The organism is Pseudoalteromonas lipolytica, from assembly GCF_900116435.1.
Lineage (GTDB): Bacteria > Pseudomonadota > Gammaproteobacteria > Enterobacterales > Alteromonadaceae > Pseudoalteromonas > Pseudoalteromonas lipolytica.
In genome coordinates this window covers 156,477-172,359 of record NZ_FPAZ01000009.1, presented here as the reverse complement: position 1 = coordinate 172,359, position 15,883 = coordinate 156,477, and the positions used below count along the sequence as shown (strand labels likewise).

The window sequence follows — 15,883 nt, the reverse complement described above, 5'->3', positions numbered from 1 at the left end:
AAGCAACGAGCATCGAAAAGCGAGATACGAGCTAATACAGTTATACTGAGAAGGCTGTTTAATACCGCTGAATAGGTTTGCTTTTCGGCGTTAAAACGCCTCCTACGTGTGTGATGTGTATCTTTTGTAGGAGGGGCTTTTTGTAGGAGGGGCTTTAGCCGTGAATGTTATAAAAGAGATGTTGCTGCCTAAATGCGCCATGCAAGCATAACGCCTACAGTTTGTTGTAGGCGTTAAATTTATTTCGCGCGCAGAGGTTAAAGCGGCTTTTAAATCTTCATACAAAGATACTTCTCTTCTAGATACTCATCTAAGCCTTGATGACCACCTTCACGACCCAGGCCCGACTGTTTCACACCACCAAATGGGGCAACTGGGTTTGAGATAAGCCCTTCGTTGATGCCTATCATGCCGTATTCAAGTGCTTCACTTACGCGATAAATTTGCTTGATGTTGTCACTGTAAAAATAAGCAGCTAAGCCATAAGGCACATCATTGGCAAGTTTCAGTACTTCTTGTTCGTTATCAAAGGCAATAATGCTGATTACAGGACCAAACACTTCATCATGGTAAATATCCATCTCTGGGGTGACATCAGTCAAAATGAGTGGCGCTTGAAAACTGCCCTCAAGCTCCTTATTATCGCCAATTAAAGAAGCCCCTTTGTTCACCGCATCTTCGACTAAGCTTTGTACCTTCTCTTTTGCTTTTGGGTAAATTAATGGGCCAATATCCACCCCTTCATCAAGGCCATTGCCTACTTTTAACTCTGCTACTTTGTCAGTGAGTTTTTCAAGCACGGTTTCAAGCACTGAGCGCTCTACAAAAATACGGTTTGCGGCGACACAGGTTTGCCCTGCGTTTCTAAACTTCGCGCCCATGAGCCCTGTAACGGCGTCATCTAAATTGGCATTTTCAAAAATAATAAAGGGAGCATTACCACCGAGCTCCATCGATGTGTTCTTAATTGTAGAAGCACACTGAGCGAGTAATTGCTTACCGACTCCAGTTGAACCTGTGAAAGTAAATTTACGTACGCGCTCAGACTCGGTCATGATTTCGCCGACCATTTTTGCGTTTTCAGAGACCACCACATTTAAGGCACCTTTCACGAAACCGGCTTTATCAGCGAGATATGCAAGTGCAATTGCACACAATGGCGTATGCTCAGAAGGTTTAATAACAAAGCTACAGCCTGCCGCATATGCGGGGGCAACTTTACGCGTGATCATGGCAATCGGGAAATTCCACGGTGTAATACCTGCCACCACACCCACGGGCTGCTTTATTGTTGATAAACGATGCTGACTATCCGTCGCAGGAATACTATCGCCGTAACTGCGTTTGGCTTCTTCGCTAAACCATTTAATAAACCCGGCGCCGTACTCCACTTCACCCAATGCTTCTTTTAAAGGTTTACCTTGCTCTTTGGTCATTAACTCAGCAAGTTGTTGTTTATGCTCAATGACTAAGTCGTACCAACGTCGCAACGTTTCACTGCGCTCAGTCGCCGTTGTTTGCTTTAGTTTGCTAAAGGCTTCGTCGGCACTTTTTATAGCCAGTTCAACCCCGGCTTTATCAATATTAGAGACATGGGTAATAGCCTCTGCGGTTGCGGGATTATCGACACTAAAACGCTGGCTTGTAGAATAAAAGTCACCGTCGATAAATGAATCAGAAAAAACCAAATCAGACATAGAACCTCCAAGTTAAAGACACTAGAAATCAGAAATCTGACGACTATCATCTGAAATCTACTATCTGACAGCTAAAAAACAAAAAACCGCTGTAGAGACCAAGCAACTACAGCGGTTTTTAGGTATTCAAAGCCGTTAAGAATTAATGCTCTTCATTAACGATATTGAGATTATACTTTGGAATTTCAACCACAAGATCTTCATCTTTAATGATTGCTTGGCAACCAAGACGTGACTCTGGTTCAAGTCCCCATGCTTTATCTAACATGTCGTCTTCTAGCTCATCACTTTCGTCTAAAGAGTCAAACCCTTCGCGAATAATTAAATGACATGTCGTACACGCGCATGATTTTTCACAGGCATGTGGGATGCTAATGCCATTTTTAAGCGCAACATCTAATACAGTTTCGCCTGCAGGTGCTTCAATTGCTGCGCCTTCTGGGCATAACTCTTCGTGTGGAAGAAAAATAATTTGTGGCATACCTTACCTCGTTAAACTTCGTCTACTGACTGCCCTTGCAGCGCTTTTTTAATTGATGCGTCCATTCTACGCGCAGCAAACTCGCTACTTGCATTATCTACAGCTTCAATCGCTGCTTTAATTTCTGCCGGTGTTGTGGCACTTTCGCGTACCGCAATAAGTTTAGCAATTTCTGCTTTTAACACACTTAATTCTTGTTCATCAAGCAATTGGCTATCGGTTGCGAGTGAAGCTTCAAGTGCTTCAACAACACGTAATGCTTCAACTTGCTGCTCTTTGAGCATTCGCGCTTCCATGTCGTCTTTGGCATTTGTCATCGACTCTTTCAGCATATTAGCAACTTGGTCATCCGATAAGCCAAATGAAGGTTTTACCTGTATTTCAGCTTGCACACCAGTTGATTTTTCCATTGCTGATACGCTCAATAGACCATCGGCATCAACTTTAAAAGTAACACGAATATGCGCTGCACCTGCCGCCATAGCCGGAATGCCCTTTAAGCTAAATTTAGCCAGCGATCGACAATCATCTACTAATTCACGCTCGCCTTGCAGCACGTGTAATGACATCGCCGTTTGACCATCTTTAAAGGTGGTGAACTCTTGTGCACGTGCCACCGGGATTGTGGTGTTACGTGGAATGATTTTCTCGACCAAACCGCCCATGGTTTCAAGACCAAGCGAAAGTGGTAGTACATCGAGCAATAACATGTCTGAATCGGGCTTATTACCCACTAACACATCTGCTTGCAGTGCAGCACCAAGGGCCACAACACGATCGGGGTCAATTGAGGTCAGTGGTTCTTTATCAAAAAATGCCGCAACTTGAGAGCGTACAATCGGCATGCGGGTAGACCCACCCACCATAACAACTTGCAGTACTTCTTGGTTTTCGATGCCGGCATCTTTTACCGCACGTCGGCACGAGCGAAGCGTTTTCTTTACAAGTCCTAGCGCCAATTCATCAAAGGTTTCGCGCGTTACTTCAACTGTGTAGCTTTGGCCATCAAACTCTAAGCCAACGTTCACTGTTTGGTATTGGCTTAATGCTTCTTTACAGGCTTTTGCTTTATTGATGAATAAACGTAAAACCGATGCCGATAACTCGTTAACACCCGTTTGCTGCTTAAAGTAGTCAACCAGTAATGAGTCGAAATCGTCACCACCTAGGCTCGAATCACCGCCTGTCGCCATGACTTCGAATACCCCTTGATGCAGGCGTAAAATAGAGATATCGAAAGTACCGCCACCCAAGTCATAAACGGCAATAATGCCTTCTTGACCTGAGTCTAGGCCGTAGGCAACTGCCGCCGCTGTTGGCTCGTTGAGTAAGCGTAAAACATTAATACCCGCAAGTTCAGCCGCGTCTTTAGTGCTTTGACGCTGTGCATCATCAAAGTACGCTGGCACAGTGATCACGGCGCCCATAATATCTTGGCCGGCAAAGCTTTCTTCAGCACGTTGTTTTAAGGTTTTTAATATTTCACTTGATGCCGACACCGGGCTGATTGCGCCAGCAACAGTGCTAATGGCAAGTGAGCCATTATGTTCACAAAACTGATACGGTAATTGACCGTAACTTTGCTCAATTTCGGTTTGTGTTTTGCCTAAGAAGCGCTTCACTGAAATGAGTGTATTTGCTGGGTCTTGTGTGGCCGCTGCAGCCGCTTGTTCACCCACTAATATGCTGTCTGCTTGGTACTGAACAACCGACGGCAGCATTGCATTACCTGCAAGGTCTGTTAGTGTGCGAGCTTCGCCACTTTGGACAGTCGCAACAAGTGAATTTGTTGTACCTAGGTCAATACCCACTGCCAATTTGTGCTCATGTGGTGCCGCGCTTTGCCCCGGCTCAGCAATTTGCAATAATGCCATAATGCTCTTTTAAACTCTTAAATAGCTGTTAAGTTACAACTAACGATTAATCATCAAATAAACTGTCTTCAATTCGCTCAAGTTCTTCGCGTAGCTTATAAACAAACTTTAACTTACGAATATTATCCGCCGCTGCCTGCCATTGCTGTTCATCATTGCTTGCTAGCTGATCAGCCAGTTCGCTGCTGTATTGCGTGTCTAACTGTTTAATTTGCGTTTCAAACTGGGCAATTGCTGCATCAGGATCTGCGGCATTTTCAAGCTCTTCGAACTCTTCTCGAAGCTCCATTTGCTGCATTAAGAATAGCGGATCTTGTAATGTTTGTTGTTCAGCACGAATATCAACGCCCAACTCACTAAGCATGTATTCAGCACGCTTTACCGGGTGCTTTAACGTTTGTAATGCATCATTGATTTCAGCCGCGTTTTGCACAGCAAGTAGTTTGTCGCGGCTACTAGCACTGGCATGACGATCTGGATGAACTGCACGTTGCAGCTCGAGGTAGTGTTTATTAATAGTCGCTAAATCAATGTTATAGTCTACTGGAATCGCAAATAACTCAAAGTAACGCATTACATAATCCAACTCGGTAAACAGAAAAAGAACAAAGCCCTACACAGGTAGGGCTTCAAGCAAGGAAAACGTGCTAGCTTAAACGGTAAAGCTTTCGCCGCAACCACACTCATCGGCCTGATTCGGGTTATTAAACTTAAACCCTTCGTTCAAACCTTCTTTAGTGTAATCAAGTTCAGTGCCGTCTATGTACACTAAGCTTTTTGCATCAACGATTACTTTCACACCGCGACATTCAAAAACTTCGTCGCCATCTGCTAACTCATCAACAAATTCAAGAACATAAGCAAGACCTGAACAGCCCGTCGTTTTAATGCCTACGCGAAGGCCAATGCCTTTACCGCGATTTGCTAAAAATGATTCTACGCGGTTTGCTGCCGCATCTGTCAATGTCACTGCCATGAATTTATCTCTTACTTCGCTTGTTTGCTTTTGTAATCAGCAATCGCTGCTTGAATCGCGTCTTCTGCTAAAATTGAACAGTGAATTTTCACTGGTGGTAATTCAAGCTCTGCACTGATATCAGTGTTTTTGATTGTTGAAGCTTCGTCTAATGTTTTACCTTTCACCCACTCTGTTACAAGTGAAGAAGAGGCGATTGCGCTACCACAACCATATGTTTTAAATTTTGCATCTTCAATAACACCTTCTGGTGATACTTTAATTTGCAATTTCATTACGTCACCACACGCAGGTGCACCCACCATACCTGTTGCAACAGATGGATCATTTTTGTCTAAAGAACCCACGTTACGTGGATTTTCAACATGATCGATTACTTTATCACTATAAGCCATAATACTATCCTCACTACCTGCTAGCGGCGGCGATCACTGATTAGTGATGCGCCCACTCAACTGAATCTAAATCAATACCTTCTTGATGCATTTCCCATAAAGGAGACATCTCACGTAAACGGCCAATCGAGTTTTTGATTAGTTCGACGGTATAATCAATCTCTTCTTCAGTCGTAAAGCGGCCAATGCTGAAACGAATTGAGCTGTGTGCTAATTCGTCGTTACGGCCTAACGCACGTAGTACATAAGAAGGCTCTAAGCTTGCTGAGGTACAGGCTGAACCTGATGAAACAGCAATGTCTTTAACAGCCATTAATAACGACTCACCTTCAACAAAGTTGAAGCTGATGTTTACAATACCCGGAACTGACTGACTTGGTTCACCATTGAAGTAAACTTCGTCCATATCAGCCATAATGCCATCAACCAAACGCTTACGAAGTGCGCTGATATGTGCATGGTCTTTTTCGAAATCTTCTTTTGCGATTCTAAATGCCGCACCCATACCCACTAATTGGTGAGTAGCCAGTGTGCCTGAACGCATGCCACGCTCATGACCACCACCGTGCATTTGTGCTTCTAAACGAGCACGTGGCTTACGACGAACATACAATGCGCCAACACCTTTCGGGCCATATACTTTGTGGCCAGAGAACGACATAAAATCAACTTTTAACTGTTGCACGTCGATAAGTACTTTACCTGCACTTTGTGCCGCATCAACGTGGAACATAATTTTGCGCTCACGGCACATTTCGCCGATGGTCGCGATATCTTGGATAACACCTAGCTCGTTGTTAACGTGCATGACACTAACAAGTACCGTGTCATCACGCATAGCGGCTTCAAGCTTTTTAAGGTCAAGTAAACCGTTTTCTTCAACGTCCATGTAGGTTACTTCAAAACCTTGACGCTCTAATTCACGACATGTATCAAGCACTGCTTTGTGCTCTGTTTTAACCGTGATGACGTGCTTGCCTTTCTTTTTATAGAACTGTGCAGCACCTTTAATGGCGAGGTTATTTGATTCTGTAGCACCTGAAGTGAAAACAATTTCACGTGGATCAGCGTTAATCAGATCAGCAATGTCTGTACGCGCTTGATCAACCGCTTCTTCTGCTTGCCAACCAAAACGGTGTGAGCGTGATGCAGGATTACCAAAATTACCGTCCATAGTCAGGCATTGCATCATTTCTTTTGCCACACGTTCATCAACAGGCGTGGTTGCTGCGTAATCTAAATAAATCGGTAACTTCATTTCTCTCTCCGCTTTCGTCAAGCTACAGTTGACAGCTTACTTGAATGTTTTCCAGTTGCTTAATTGCAGTGTTGATGCTGTTATCTTGGCGCGATGCGACTTCTTTCACATCTGATTTTTCTACCAATTCAGCAAGGGTAATACTATTTAAAAAATCTTCGATACGCGCGCTTAAATCTGACCACAATGTATGAGTCAAACAGCGCATGCCACTTTGGCAGCCACCCGTTGCACCATGGCAGCGAGTTGCATCAACAGACTCATCAACGGCATTGATAACATCGCCAACAGAAATTTCATTCGCGCCACGTCCTAATAAATATCCACCACCTGGGCCACGCACAGAAGTCACAAGGCCATTTTTACGTAAACGGGCGAATAATTGTTCGAGGTAAGACAACGAAATTTCTTGTCGCTCAGAAATATCGGCAAGGGGCACTGCACCCACATTTGTATGGAGTGCAACATCCAACATGGCGGTTACTGCGTATCTGCCTTTTGATGTTAACTTCATGGAGCCCCCGATGTTACTGCACGCTAAGGTGTGCAAATTTTAATTACCAGACCAAAATAGTCAAGTATTATCACGTGATAAAAATTGATACTTGCCATTGATAAAACCGAATACCCGACTAAATTGGTCAAGTACTATGTCTATTGTAATTACCTGAGTAATTTAGTCAAGTATTATGCTTATAACCTGTGATTATTTTATAGACTTATTAATTGAAGTCAGAATGCCGCGTAAAATATTCATTTCGGCTTCTTCTGGGCGCGCACGATTAAACAAACGACGTAATTTAGTCATCACCATACCTGGGTGCTGTTTGATGATAAACCCGGTGTCGTTTAATGTTTGCTCTAAATGCTCATAGAACAACTCAGTTTGTTTTGCGTTAGGGTAAGTAACGTCGTCTTGTTCTTGCTGTTTTGGCTGGGTGTTTAAATACGCCATACGTGTTTCATAGCACAGAGTTTGTACTGCCATAGCAAGGTTTAATGAGCTGTATTCTGGGTTCGCAGGAATGCACACATGATAGTTACACTGTTGTAACTCTTCATTGGTTAAACCGCTATTTTCACGACCAAACACGAGTGCAACAGGGCCATTCGCCGCTTCTGCCACTAATTTTTCACCACATTCACGTGGCTCAACCATCGGCCAAGACAAGGTGCGCGAACGAGCACTGGTGCCAATCGTTAAACTACAATCAGCAATCGCATCAGCAAGGGTATCAACAACCACGGCTTTGCCTAAAACATCGGTTGCACCTGCAGCAAGCGCACTGGCATGACTATCAATTTCACATGCAGGGTCAACAAGATAAAGGTTTGATAAGCCCATCGTTTTCATAGCACGTGCTGCTGAGCCAATATTACCAGAATGAGATGTGTTAACTAATACGATACGAATATCATCAAGTGTCATTGCGTTGTTACTTACTGAATGTCAAAAATTGCGCGAATTCTACCATGAAAGCTATTCTGGAGGCTATACAGATCACGCGATCAATCAGTATTGATCACAGATCATGGGCGGTGCTAGGGGTTTTTCTTTTACTAGTACATCCTTATTTTTAGTATCAGATTTATGTATGAAACGCCCCGTATAATTTTTAGCTTTTAAAAATAGTCAGATAGAAATTTAATTTAAAATCAGTTCAGTACAAAAAACAACCAAAAGTATTTCCGCTTTGTTGTTTACTTTGCAGTAAAAACCGCTAGAATACGCCGGCTTAAATATATTCGTTCTTTTACAACCCAAAGGTAATGCTATGCATCCAATGTTAAACATTGCGGTTCGCGCTGCGCGTAACGCAGGCAAAATTTTACTTCGCGCAAGTGAAGACTTATCAAAAGTTGATGTACAACAAAAAGGCACTAACGATTTAGTGACTAACATCGATAAAGAAGCTGAAGCCGCAATCCGTGACACTATTTTAAGATCTTACCCTGATCACTGTATCGTTGGTGAAGAACTAGGTGAGCACAAAGGAAAAGATGCAGATTACCAATGGATTGTTGACCCACTTGATGGCACAACAAACTTCATCAAGGGTATCCCTCATTACGCAGTATCAATCGCACTTAAAGTAAAAGGTCGTTTAGACCAAGCTGTTATCTATGATCCAATTCGTGGTGAATTATTCACAGCGTCTCGCGGTCAAGGCGCACAGCTTAACAGCAAGCGTTTACGTGTATCAAAAACTAACGAGTTAGCAGGTTCTATTCTTGCTACAGGTTTCCCGTTTAAACAAAAGCATCACTTAGACGCATACTCTGAGGCATTCAAAGCTTTATTTATTCACACGGCTGATATTCGTCGTGCAGGTTCTGCTGCTCTAGATATGGCGTATGTTGCAGCTGGCCGTGTTGATGGCTTTTTCGAAATTGGCCTTAAGCCTTGGGATACAGCCGCTGGTGAGCTTTTAGTTAAAGAAGCGGGCGGTATGGTTGTTGATTTCGCAGGCGGTATTAACTACAACCAAAGCGGCAACATTATCTGTGGCGCGCCTAAATTAACACAAGCAATCATTCGTGAAATTCGTCCAGTATTAACTGAGTCACTACTTCGCTAATAACCCATTAGTTCTAACGCGTGATTAGCATGACAAAAAGGAGCTACGGCTCCTTTTTTTGTGGCTGAAAATAGTCATTCTCCAACTTTATTTCTATGGCACTCTTTTCTGTAAACGGCAGACCGGCTAAGTCTTCAGCAAAGTAACTGTTGAACAGCTGATCAAACTCACCTGAGCTTTTCATCGCGTTTAAGCCTATTAATAATACCTCGGCTAGCTCTGGCTTGTTATTGCTAACAAAAAAATAAAAAGCGCTCGGGTAGCTAATATAGACATTGGGCACAATCGCCAGTTGCTCACTATTTATTTGCTTAAGCTCTGAAGTCACCTCGATAAATGAACGCGGGAAGTAATCAACCCGGCCACTTATAACTAAGTTAAACATTGCTTGATAATTCGCCAGTGGCCGAACCGCTAAGCCATTTTGCGCCAATATTTTTGTATCAGGCCAGTCATGACCTTGTATAGCGGTAAACGCCATTAAGTCTTGTTTAGTTTTTACCTCTTTAAACCGCGGTAAAAATTCACGTTTTGTAAGCAGTGCGCGTTTACCGATAAACCCTTTAAATAAAGGGACTGGAACAGCAATCGCTAGATGCTCTCGCTCTGGGCTGGTCATACTCCAATAGACATCGGCTTGGTTTTCGTCGAGCATGAGTAATGTGCGCTGTTGATGAGGGTGCACCAGTACTTCGTTTATAACGGTGGGATACTTTGCGGCACGAAACGCTGCAGCTAACAGCGCGTGTAAATAATGATCGCGCTGATACAAGGGACGTTGCTCTATGGCTAAGTTCACCACATTTTTGGCATCAATAGGCAGGCTGCATCCTAGGCTTAGCACAACAAGGATTGCACTACATAGTCGCTTCATTATTATTATTCTTAACGTGTTTTTTTTAACCTACACTGGCTTAGAGTGAGACACAAGTGAAATTGGCCGAACTCAAATTTTCTTCATAACCCGATTTGCAGGGTGTCATCGCTCGCGACACTTAGCCTCACCACTGCCGGGGCCGGACAACGACGCTTACAAACAAATAAGTGACTCGTTTTAAAGCGTTTGGCCTCTTTTTTCGCATCGGTTGCGAGTGCTGCAACTTGGTGGCTATTAATGCATTGCTCAAGGTCAGGTTTAACGAGACCAATCGACAGCGTTAGCAAAGGTACAAACTGTTTTTTACCTTCGCGGTTACTCGCCCAATACCCACCTTGCGAGATGTGTTCAGGGGTAAAAAAGGCGCGTGATTTTTCTTCAAATTCTGAAATGATCGCATGGCACCTATGCTCTGCATCGTCTTTATCGAATACCACCATAAAATCATCGCCACCAATGTGACCAACAAAGCCTTTGCTTTTGCTACAAACATCAACGATCACTTCAGCTAATAATTTGATCACACTGTCGCCACTGGCGTATCCATATAAATCATTAAATTGCTTAAAGTGATTTAAATCGACATACGCTAACGAAAACGCATAACTGTTGCGCAGCCTTAATTCGATAGCTTCATTTATTGCCACATTACCGGGTAGCATGGTCAATGGATTTGCGTGTTGAGCGTGGCGTATTTTTTCTTCGGTGATGTGTTTGAGAATATTACGCAAAGGTGCCAATCCTAAGTAGTCGCCGTTGCGTGTTATGACGATATGGCGGCGAATATCGAATTCAAATTCGGTGATTTGTTGACTAACCGTATCAAGCAATTCGTTTTCATCAACCACTAGCGGTTGCTTATCCATTAGTGCGGTAACAGGCTGCTTATCATAAAGCGCGTGACCATAAGGAGCTGCAAACACCTCGGTAAGTTGATCCCTGTGTAATAAGCCTACGGGACTATTTTGCTCAAGGACAGCAAGACTGGTGAGTGTTTTATCTTGCTCAAAAATACTGTGCGCATCTTTACAACGGGTATTCGCCTCAATACTGGCATGCTCAACAGCAAGCCAACCGATAGCCATTGATTGTTCAAAGCTGCTGCTGTTGTCTGATGATTCAAGGTGTTTTAAGCAATGCAGATTAATTTGGTAGCTGGGCTGTAAACTCGGTCTTTCTAATAAAAAGCCCTGTGCATGCTGCACTCCTAAACTTTCGAGTAAACGTAACTCTTCTACGCGCTCGATACCTTCGGCAATCACTTGGGTATTCGTGGCTTTAGCCAATACAATGATTGATTTTAGAAACTCTTTTTTCACCACACTTTGGTCACAGTGATCAATAAAGTAGCGGTCAATCTTTACAAACTCAGGGCATAACTCAGACCACTGCTTTAACCCCGAATAACCCGCCCCTAAATCATCAATGGCAATTGAAAAGCCTAATTGACGATAATGCGCGATGGTCTTTAACAGTAAACATCCGTCGTCTACTTTTTCTTGTTCAGTTACTTCAATGACAACGCGATTAGCCGCCAGCCCAAAATGTTCAACTAGGTGTAATGTTTCGCCTTTAGGATGACATGGATCGAGCAGTGTTTTAGGGCTGACATTTAAGAACAACTTACCTTGTAGGTTGAGCTTAACAAAGTTTTCAATGGCTTTACTGCGACACAAAAGCTCAAGTTCTGAAATTTTATTGCAGGCAATTGCAGCAGAAAATAAAGCGCTGGGCATCTCAAGTTCAGAGCTTTTTGGCCCCCGACTTAAAGCCTCGTAACCCAAAATATGTTGATTAGAAACATCAAAGATGGGCTGAAACAGCGTTTTAATGTCACTGTTTTCTAATATTCGCTGTAGTTGTGCACTCACCTTTCACCTAGTTTCTGTCATACAAATAGATGACTAAATTAGCAATCTAGTATGACAATTTTATGGCAAGCGCTGCGCTTCATTCACCTCTTGTTCATTTATTCCCACTAATTCCAATTGCTTAATGCGCGCTAAGCTATCGATCATTTTTAGTTCAGCCTGTTCAATATCAACATGATTCATTTGTTGTTGTGTCGTCATCGCCAAAACGGCTAACGGATTAAGTAACAGCTGTTGTATGTGATAACAGTTAGGCCCTGTAAAATCGGGTAACTCAGGTTGTAAATTAAGGGGCTCATTGTCACTAGAGATTGCCGTAAGCGGTGTGCTTTCAACATATTCAGTAATAGCGTCTAATGTCTGCTTACACTCTGGAAACACCTGATTAAACGCTAAAAATAATCCCTGTGATGAATGAACCAACGACAACAGCATGGATTTAACTTGCTGCGTATCTGACTGCCCTTGCAGTGCTGTCACAACCTGCCACGCCAAACTTTGGTACTCACCTAATTGTTGTTCTGGCGTTATTGTGGGTGGCTTTGGTGCTGACTCAGCTTGCTTGGCAACCTGTTGCTCTTTGCAACCGAGCAGTAAAAAAATAATAAATACATTACTTATTAGATACTTCATAATTTCTTCCATAAAAAAACCGCCCAAACAGGGCGGTTCTTTTTTAAGCATGGCTTATTAAGGCATAGGATCGAGATCCGCACCTTCTTTTTCGATTACTTCTGGAATTAAGTCTTCTTTACTTACACCCATTGCAATCGCCACTGCTGATGCAACATACACAGATGAGTAAGTACCGATAAACACACCAAATAGTAATGCTGTCGCAAAGCCGTGAATAGTTTGACCACCCCATACAAACAACGCAATCAATACTAAAATTGTGGTGATTGATGTTACAAGGGTACGATTCAATGTTTGCGTAAGTGAAATATCAATGATTTCTATGGTGTCATCGATACGCACTTTACGGAAGTTTTCACGAATACGGTCAGATACAACGATGGTATCGTTGAGTGAGTAACCTATCACCGCCAAAATCGCTGCTAAAATCGTTAAGTCAAACTCAAGATCCAGTATTGAGAATAAACCTAATGTGATAATAACATCGTGTAATAGTGCTGATACCGCGCCAACCGCAAAACGCCATTCAAAGCGAAATGCCACGTAGATCAAGATACAAATAAGTGCAGTTAACATGGCCAAGCCACCCTGCTCTTTTAAATCTTCACCTACACTTGGGCCCACAAACTCAATACGGCGCATTTCAACACTTGAATCAGTTTGTTTTAAGGCATCAATGATTTGGTTACCAATGACTTCTGCTTTCACGCCATCACCTTGCGGTGCAAGGCGCACAAGAATTTCTTTACTTGAGCCAAATAGCTGAACAGAGAAATCTTCAAAGCCACTTGCCGTAATTGCTTCACGTACTTTTTTCAGATCTGCAGGTTGTGCAAAGCCAACTTCAACCGCTGTACCACCGGTAAAGTCTAAACCGAAGTTTAAGCCTTTTGTAAAAAACGATACGAAAGAAGCCAAAATCAACAACGTTGATAATGTCATGGCAAACTTGCGGAACTTCATAAACGGGAGTGTTTTACCACCGAGTTTTAAGATTTGCATGCTGACTCCTAAATCGACAACTTATCAATACGCTTACCGCCAATAAACAAGTTGATTACCGCACGGGTACCAACAATGGCTGTAAACATAGAGGTGATAATACCAATCGCAAGTGTCACGGCGAAACCAGCAATTGGACCCGTGCCCACTGCAAACAGAATCACTGCTGCGATTAACGTGGTGATATTTGCATCAAAAATTGTGCTAAATGCGCTGTCGTAACCGAAATGAACGGCTTGTTGCGGACTACGGCCGTCGGCAAGCTCTTCGCGGATACGCTCAAATATAAGCACGTTTGCATCAACGGCCATACCCACGGTCAGTACGATACCTGCAATACCCGGTAAGGTTAATGCCGCACCTGGAATTAATGACATAACACCCACGATTAATACTAAGTTCGCACCAAGGGCAATATTTGCCACCATGCCAAACCCTTTGTAATAAACCAGCATAAATACAAGCACAAATGCAAAGCCTAGTACCACTGCCGTCATACCTGCTTCGATATTTTCTTGACCTAAGCTTGGGCCTACCGTGCGCTCTTCTACAATTTGAATAGGAGCAACAAGTGCACCTGCACGTAGTAATAAGCTCAGATTATGGGCTTCAGCAGGGTTATCAATACCCGTGATTCGGAACGAACGGTCAAGACGTGCTTGAATTGTCGCCACGTTAATCACTTCTTCTACCTTAATTGGAGGAAGTGCTTTACCGTTTTCATCTGTTTTACCCGATGGCTTGTACTCAATGAATACAGTTGCCATACGCTTACCAATCGCGCGCTTAGTGAACGCATTCATTTTTGCGCCACCTTTGCTATCAAGGCTAATGCTTACTTGCGGACGTTGATACTCATCCATTCCTGATTGCGCACCAGTGATGTGGCTACCTTCAAGAATAATGCGTTTTTTTAGTACCACAGGGTAACCGTCACGCGCCATGATCACTTCGGTGCCTGGTGGTACACGCCCTTGTAAGGCTGCACTTGGGTCAGCATCTTCGTCTACTTCACGGAACTCAAGCGTTGCCGTAGCCCCTAAAATTTCTTTGGCACGGGCGGTGTCTTGTACACCAGGAAGCTGTACGATGATACGCTCAGCACCTTGACGCTGAACGTTTGGCTCAGCAACACCGATTTGGTTGATACGGTTACGGATAATCGTTTCGTTTTGCTTGATAGCGTAATCACGAATTTCTTTAAGCTTTTGTTCGCTCATACTGGCGTAAAAAGCGTTATCACTGCTGCTATCATCAATGTACACATTGAGCGGGTAACGGGTTGATAAAAAGCGCTCTGCTGCGTCTTTATCTTCTTCGTTACGCATTTCAACACGTAAACGCTCGCTGCCAGCTACACGACGAATCGTGCGGTAACGCAGCTTTTCTTCACGTAAATCACTTTTAAAATCTTGTTCCATTTGCTCAAGCTGTGTATCAACCGCCGTCGCCATGTCGATTTCCATAGTAAAGTGAACACCACCACTTAAATCCAGACCCAGCTTCATCGGGTTACCACCCAATGCTTTTAACCACTCAGGTTGTGCTGGAGCCATGTTGATGGCAGAGATGTAATCTTCACTAAGGGAATCACGCAGTAGGTCTTGCGCTTTAAGTTGATCTTCAACATTCTTAAAACGTACAAGGATTTGTCCGTCTTCAAGTTTGCTTGATTTAACAGTAACGTTATGTTCTTTGAGGGTCGCATTTACTTTATCGAGTACGCTTAGGTCAGCATCAGTACCTTTAGTGCCCGATACTTGTATGGCCGGGTCACGACCATACAAGTTAGGAGAGGCATATAAAATACCAACGACTAACACAACAAGAACAAGTAAATACTTCCATAATGGAAACTTGTTTAACACGTGTGAGTCCTTATTTTTATTGTTATAGCGACTTCATAGTGCCTTTTGGCAATACTGCAGAAACAGCTGATTTTTGTACTGTTACTTCTGCTTGGTCGTTTAATGAGATAACGATGAAGTCTTTGTCATCAGCGATTTTAGCAATTTTACCAACTAAACCACCTTGCGTAAGCACTTCGTCACCTTTTGCCATCGCGCTCATAAGGGCTTTATGCTCTTTTACACGCTTAGCTTGCGGACGGTAAATTAAGAAATAAAATACCAGACCAAAAATACCCAACATGATTAGCATTTCCATGCCACCACCTGCTGGTGCTGCACCTGCCGCACTTGCGTGCGCGTTTGAGATGAATAAACTCATTACACTTC

The 15,883-nt window shown here is 43.2% G+C and carries 16 protein-coding genes; 1 reads left to right on the top strand and 15 read right to left on the bottom strand.

From position 1 onward, the window contains the following. Positions 1-269: 269 nt before the first annotated feature. From BM378_RS11535 to trmJ, 9 genes are all read right to left on the bottom strand, one after another. Entirely contained in the window at positions 270-1,697 is a 1,428-nt protein-coding gene (locus BM378_RS11535) for an NAD-dependent succinate-semialdehyde dehydrogenase (RefSeq protein WP_036973287.1), read from the bottom strand. Positions 1,698-1,839: 142 nt separating this feature from the next. Continuing rightward, positions 1,840-2,178, bottom strand: a complete 339-nt coding sequence (gene fdx / locus BM378_RS11530) for an ISC system 2Fe-2S type ferredoxin (protein WP_036973288.1) — start codon at positions 2,176-2,178, stop codon at positions 1,840-1,842. Between the two features lie 11 nt (positions 2,179-2,189). Further along, entirely contained in the window at positions 2,190-4,052 is a 1,863-nt protein-coding gene (gene hscA, locus BM378_RS11525) for a Fe-S protein assembly chaperone HscA (RefSeq protein ID WP_036973289.1), read from the bottom strand. A gap of 46 nt (positions 4,053-4,098) precedes the next feature. Further along, positions 4,099-4,626 carry a co-chaperone HscB gene (gene hscB, locus BM378_RS11520; protein ID WP_074989228.1) on the bottom strand — a complete coding sequence of 176 codons (528 nt, stop codon included), beginning with the start codon at positions 4,624-4,626 and terminating at the stop codon, positions 4,099-4,101. A 78-nt stretch (positions 4,627-4,704) separates the two neighbouring features. Continuing rightward, positions 4,705-5,028 (bottom strand): iron-sulfur cluster assembly protein IscA, encoded by a 324-nt coding sequence (gene iscA / locus BM378_RS11515; protein ID WP_036973291.1) that lies wholly within the window; start codon positions 5,026-5,028, stop codon positions 4,705-4,707. Between the two features lie 11 nt (positions 5,029-5,039). Beyond that, positions 5,040-5,423 carry a Fe-S cluster assembly scaffold IscU gene (gene iscU / locus BM378_RS11510; RefSeq protein WP_036973292.1) on the bottom strand — a complete coding sequence of 128 codons (384 nt, stop codon included), beginning with the start codon at positions 5,421-5,423 and terminating at the stop codon, positions 5,040-5,042. Positions 5,424-5,463: 40 nt separating this feature from the next. Continuing rightward, entirely contained in the window at positions 5,464-6,681 is a 1,218-nt protein-coding gene (locus tag BM378_RS11505; RefSeq protein ID WP_036973293.1) for an IscS subfamily cysteine desulfurase, read from the bottom strand. Positions 6,682-6,703: 22 nt separating this feature from the next. Then, complete coding sequence (iscR, locus tag BM378_RS11500) at positions 6,704-7,195, bottom strand: Fe-S cluster assembly transcriptional regulator IscR (protein ID WP_036973294.1); 492 nt, start codon at positions 7,193-7,195, stop codon at positions 6,704-6,706. A 192-nt stretch (positions 7,196-7,387) separates the two neighbouring features. After that, positions 7,388-8,110, bottom strand: a complete 723-nt coding sequence (trmJ, locus tag BM378_RS11495; RefSeq protein ID WP_074989227.1) for a tRNA (cytosine(32)/uridine(32)-2'-O)-methyltransferase TrmJ — start codon at positions 8,108-8,110, stop codon at positions 7,388-7,390. Between the two features lie 346 nt (positions 8,111-8,456). On the opposite strand from trmJ, the gene suhB reads away from it, so the two are divergent. Beyond that, on the top strand, positions 8,457-9,260 hold the full coding sequence (gene suhB, locus BM378_RS11490) for an inositol-1-monophosphatase (protein ID WP_036973296.1): 804 nt from the start codon (positions 8,457-8,459) through the stop codon (positions 9,258-9,260). A gap of 43 nt (positions 9,261-9,303) precedes the next feature. Here the strand turns inward: suhB and BM378_RS11485 are convergent, their stop codons facing one another. From BM378_RS11485 to yajC, 6 genes are all read right to left on the bottom strand, one after another. Then, complete coding sequence (locus tag BM378_RS11485) at positions 9,304-10,134, bottom strand: substrate-binding periplasmic protein (RefSeq protein ID WP_074989226.1); 831 nt, start codon at positions 10,132-10,134, stop codon at positions 9,304-9,306. A gap of 83 nt (positions 10,135-10,217) precedes the next feature. Next, complete coding sequence (locus BM378_RS11480) at positions 10,218-12,008, bottom strand: GGDEF domain-containing protein (RefSeq protein ID WP_036973298.1); 1,791 nt, start codon at positions 12,006-12,008, stop codon at positions 10,218-10,220. A gap of 60 nt (positions 12,009-12,068) precedes the next feature. Continuing rightward, positions 12,069-12,641 (bottom strand): hypothetical protein, encoded by a 573-nt coding sequence (locus tag BM378_RS11475; protein WP_141687265.1) that lies wholly within the window; start codon positions 12,639-12,641, stop codon positions 12,069-12,071. A gap of 57 nt (positions 12,642-12,698) precedes the next feature. Further along, complete coding sequence (gene secF, locus BM378_RS11470; protein WP_036973300.1) at positions 12,699-13,646, bottom strand: protein translocase subunit SecF; 948 nt, start codon at positions 13,644-13,646, stop codon at positions 12,699-12,701. 8 nt (positions 13,647-13,654) lie between these two features. Beyond that, the gene (gene secD, locus BM378_RS11465) at positions 13,655-15,514 is read right to left on the bottom strand and encodes a protein translocase subunit SecD (RefSeq protein ID WP_036973301.1); all 1,860 of its coding nucleotides are present in this window, start codon (positions 15,512-15,514) and stop codon (positions 13,655-13,657) included. Between the two features lie 22 nt (positions 15,515-15,536). Beyond that, positions 15,537-15,875, bottom strand: coding sequence for a preprotein translocase subunit YajC (gene yajC, locus BM378_RS11460; RefSeq protein WP_036973302.1), 339 nt, complete (start codon positions 15,873-15,875; stop codon positions 15,537-15,539). Positions 15,876-15,883: the final 8 nt, after the last annotated feature.

What these genes read in the sequence shown, in the direction of transcription:
- BM378_RS11535 (WP_036973287.1), bottom strand. Translation starts at nt 1,697, where the DNA reads ATGTCTGATTTGGTTTTTTCTGATTCATTTATCGACGGTGACTTTTAT.
- fdx (WP_036973288.1), bottom strand. Translation starts at nt 2,178, where the DNA reads ATGCCACAAATTATTTTTCTTCCACACGAAGAGTTATGCCCAGAAGGC.
- hscA (WP_036973289.1), bottom strand. Translation starts at nt 4,052, where the DNA reads ATGGCATTATTGCAAATTGCTGAGCCGGGGCAAAGCGCGGCACCACAT.
- hscB (WP_074989228.1), bottom strand. Translation starts at nt 4,626, where the DNA reads ATGCGTTACTTTGAGTTATTTGCGATTCCAGTAGACTATAACATTGAT.
- iscA (WP_036973291.1), bottom strand. Translation starts at nt 5,028, where the DNA reads ATGGCAGTGACATTGACAGATGCGGCAGCAAACCGCGTAGAATCATTT.
- iscU (WP_036973292.1), bottom strand. Translation starts at nt 5,423, where the DNA reads ATGGCTTATAGTGATAAAGTAATCGATCATGTTGAAAATCCACGTAAC.
- BM378_RS11505 (WP_036973293.1), bottom strand. Translation starts at nt 6,681, where the DNA reads ATGAAGTTACCGATTTATTTAGATTACGCAGCAACCACGCCTGTTGAT.
- iscR (WP_036973294.1), bottom strand. Translation starts at nt 7,195, where the DNA reads ATGAAGTTAACATCAAAAGGCAGATACGCAGTAACCGCCATGTTGGAT.
- trmJ (WP_074989227.1), bottom strand. Translation starts at nt 8,110, where the DNA reads ATGACACTTGATGATATTCGTATCGTATTAGTTAACACATCTCATTCT.
- suhB (WP_036973296.1), top strand. Translation starts at nt 8,457, where the DNA reads ATGCATCCAATGTTAAACATTGCGGTTCGCGCTGCGCGTAACGCAGGC.
- BM378_RS11485 (WP_074989226.1), bottom strand. Translation starts at nt 10,134, where the DNA reads ATGAAGCGACTATGTAGTGCAATCCTTGTTGTGCTAAGCCTAGGATGC.
- BM378_RS11475 (WP_141687265.1), bottom strand. Translation starts at nt 12,641, where the DNA reads ATGAAGTATCTAATAAGTAATGTATTTATTATTTTTTTACTGCTCGGT.
- secF (WP_036973300.1), bottom strand. Translation starts at nt 13,646, where the DNA reads ATGCAAATCTTAAAACTCGGTGGTAAAACACTCCCGTTTATGAAGTTC.
- yajC (WP_036973302.1), bottom strand. Translation starts at nt 15,875, where the DNA reads ATGAGTTTATTCATCTCAAACGCGCACGCAAGTGCGGCAGGTGCAGCA.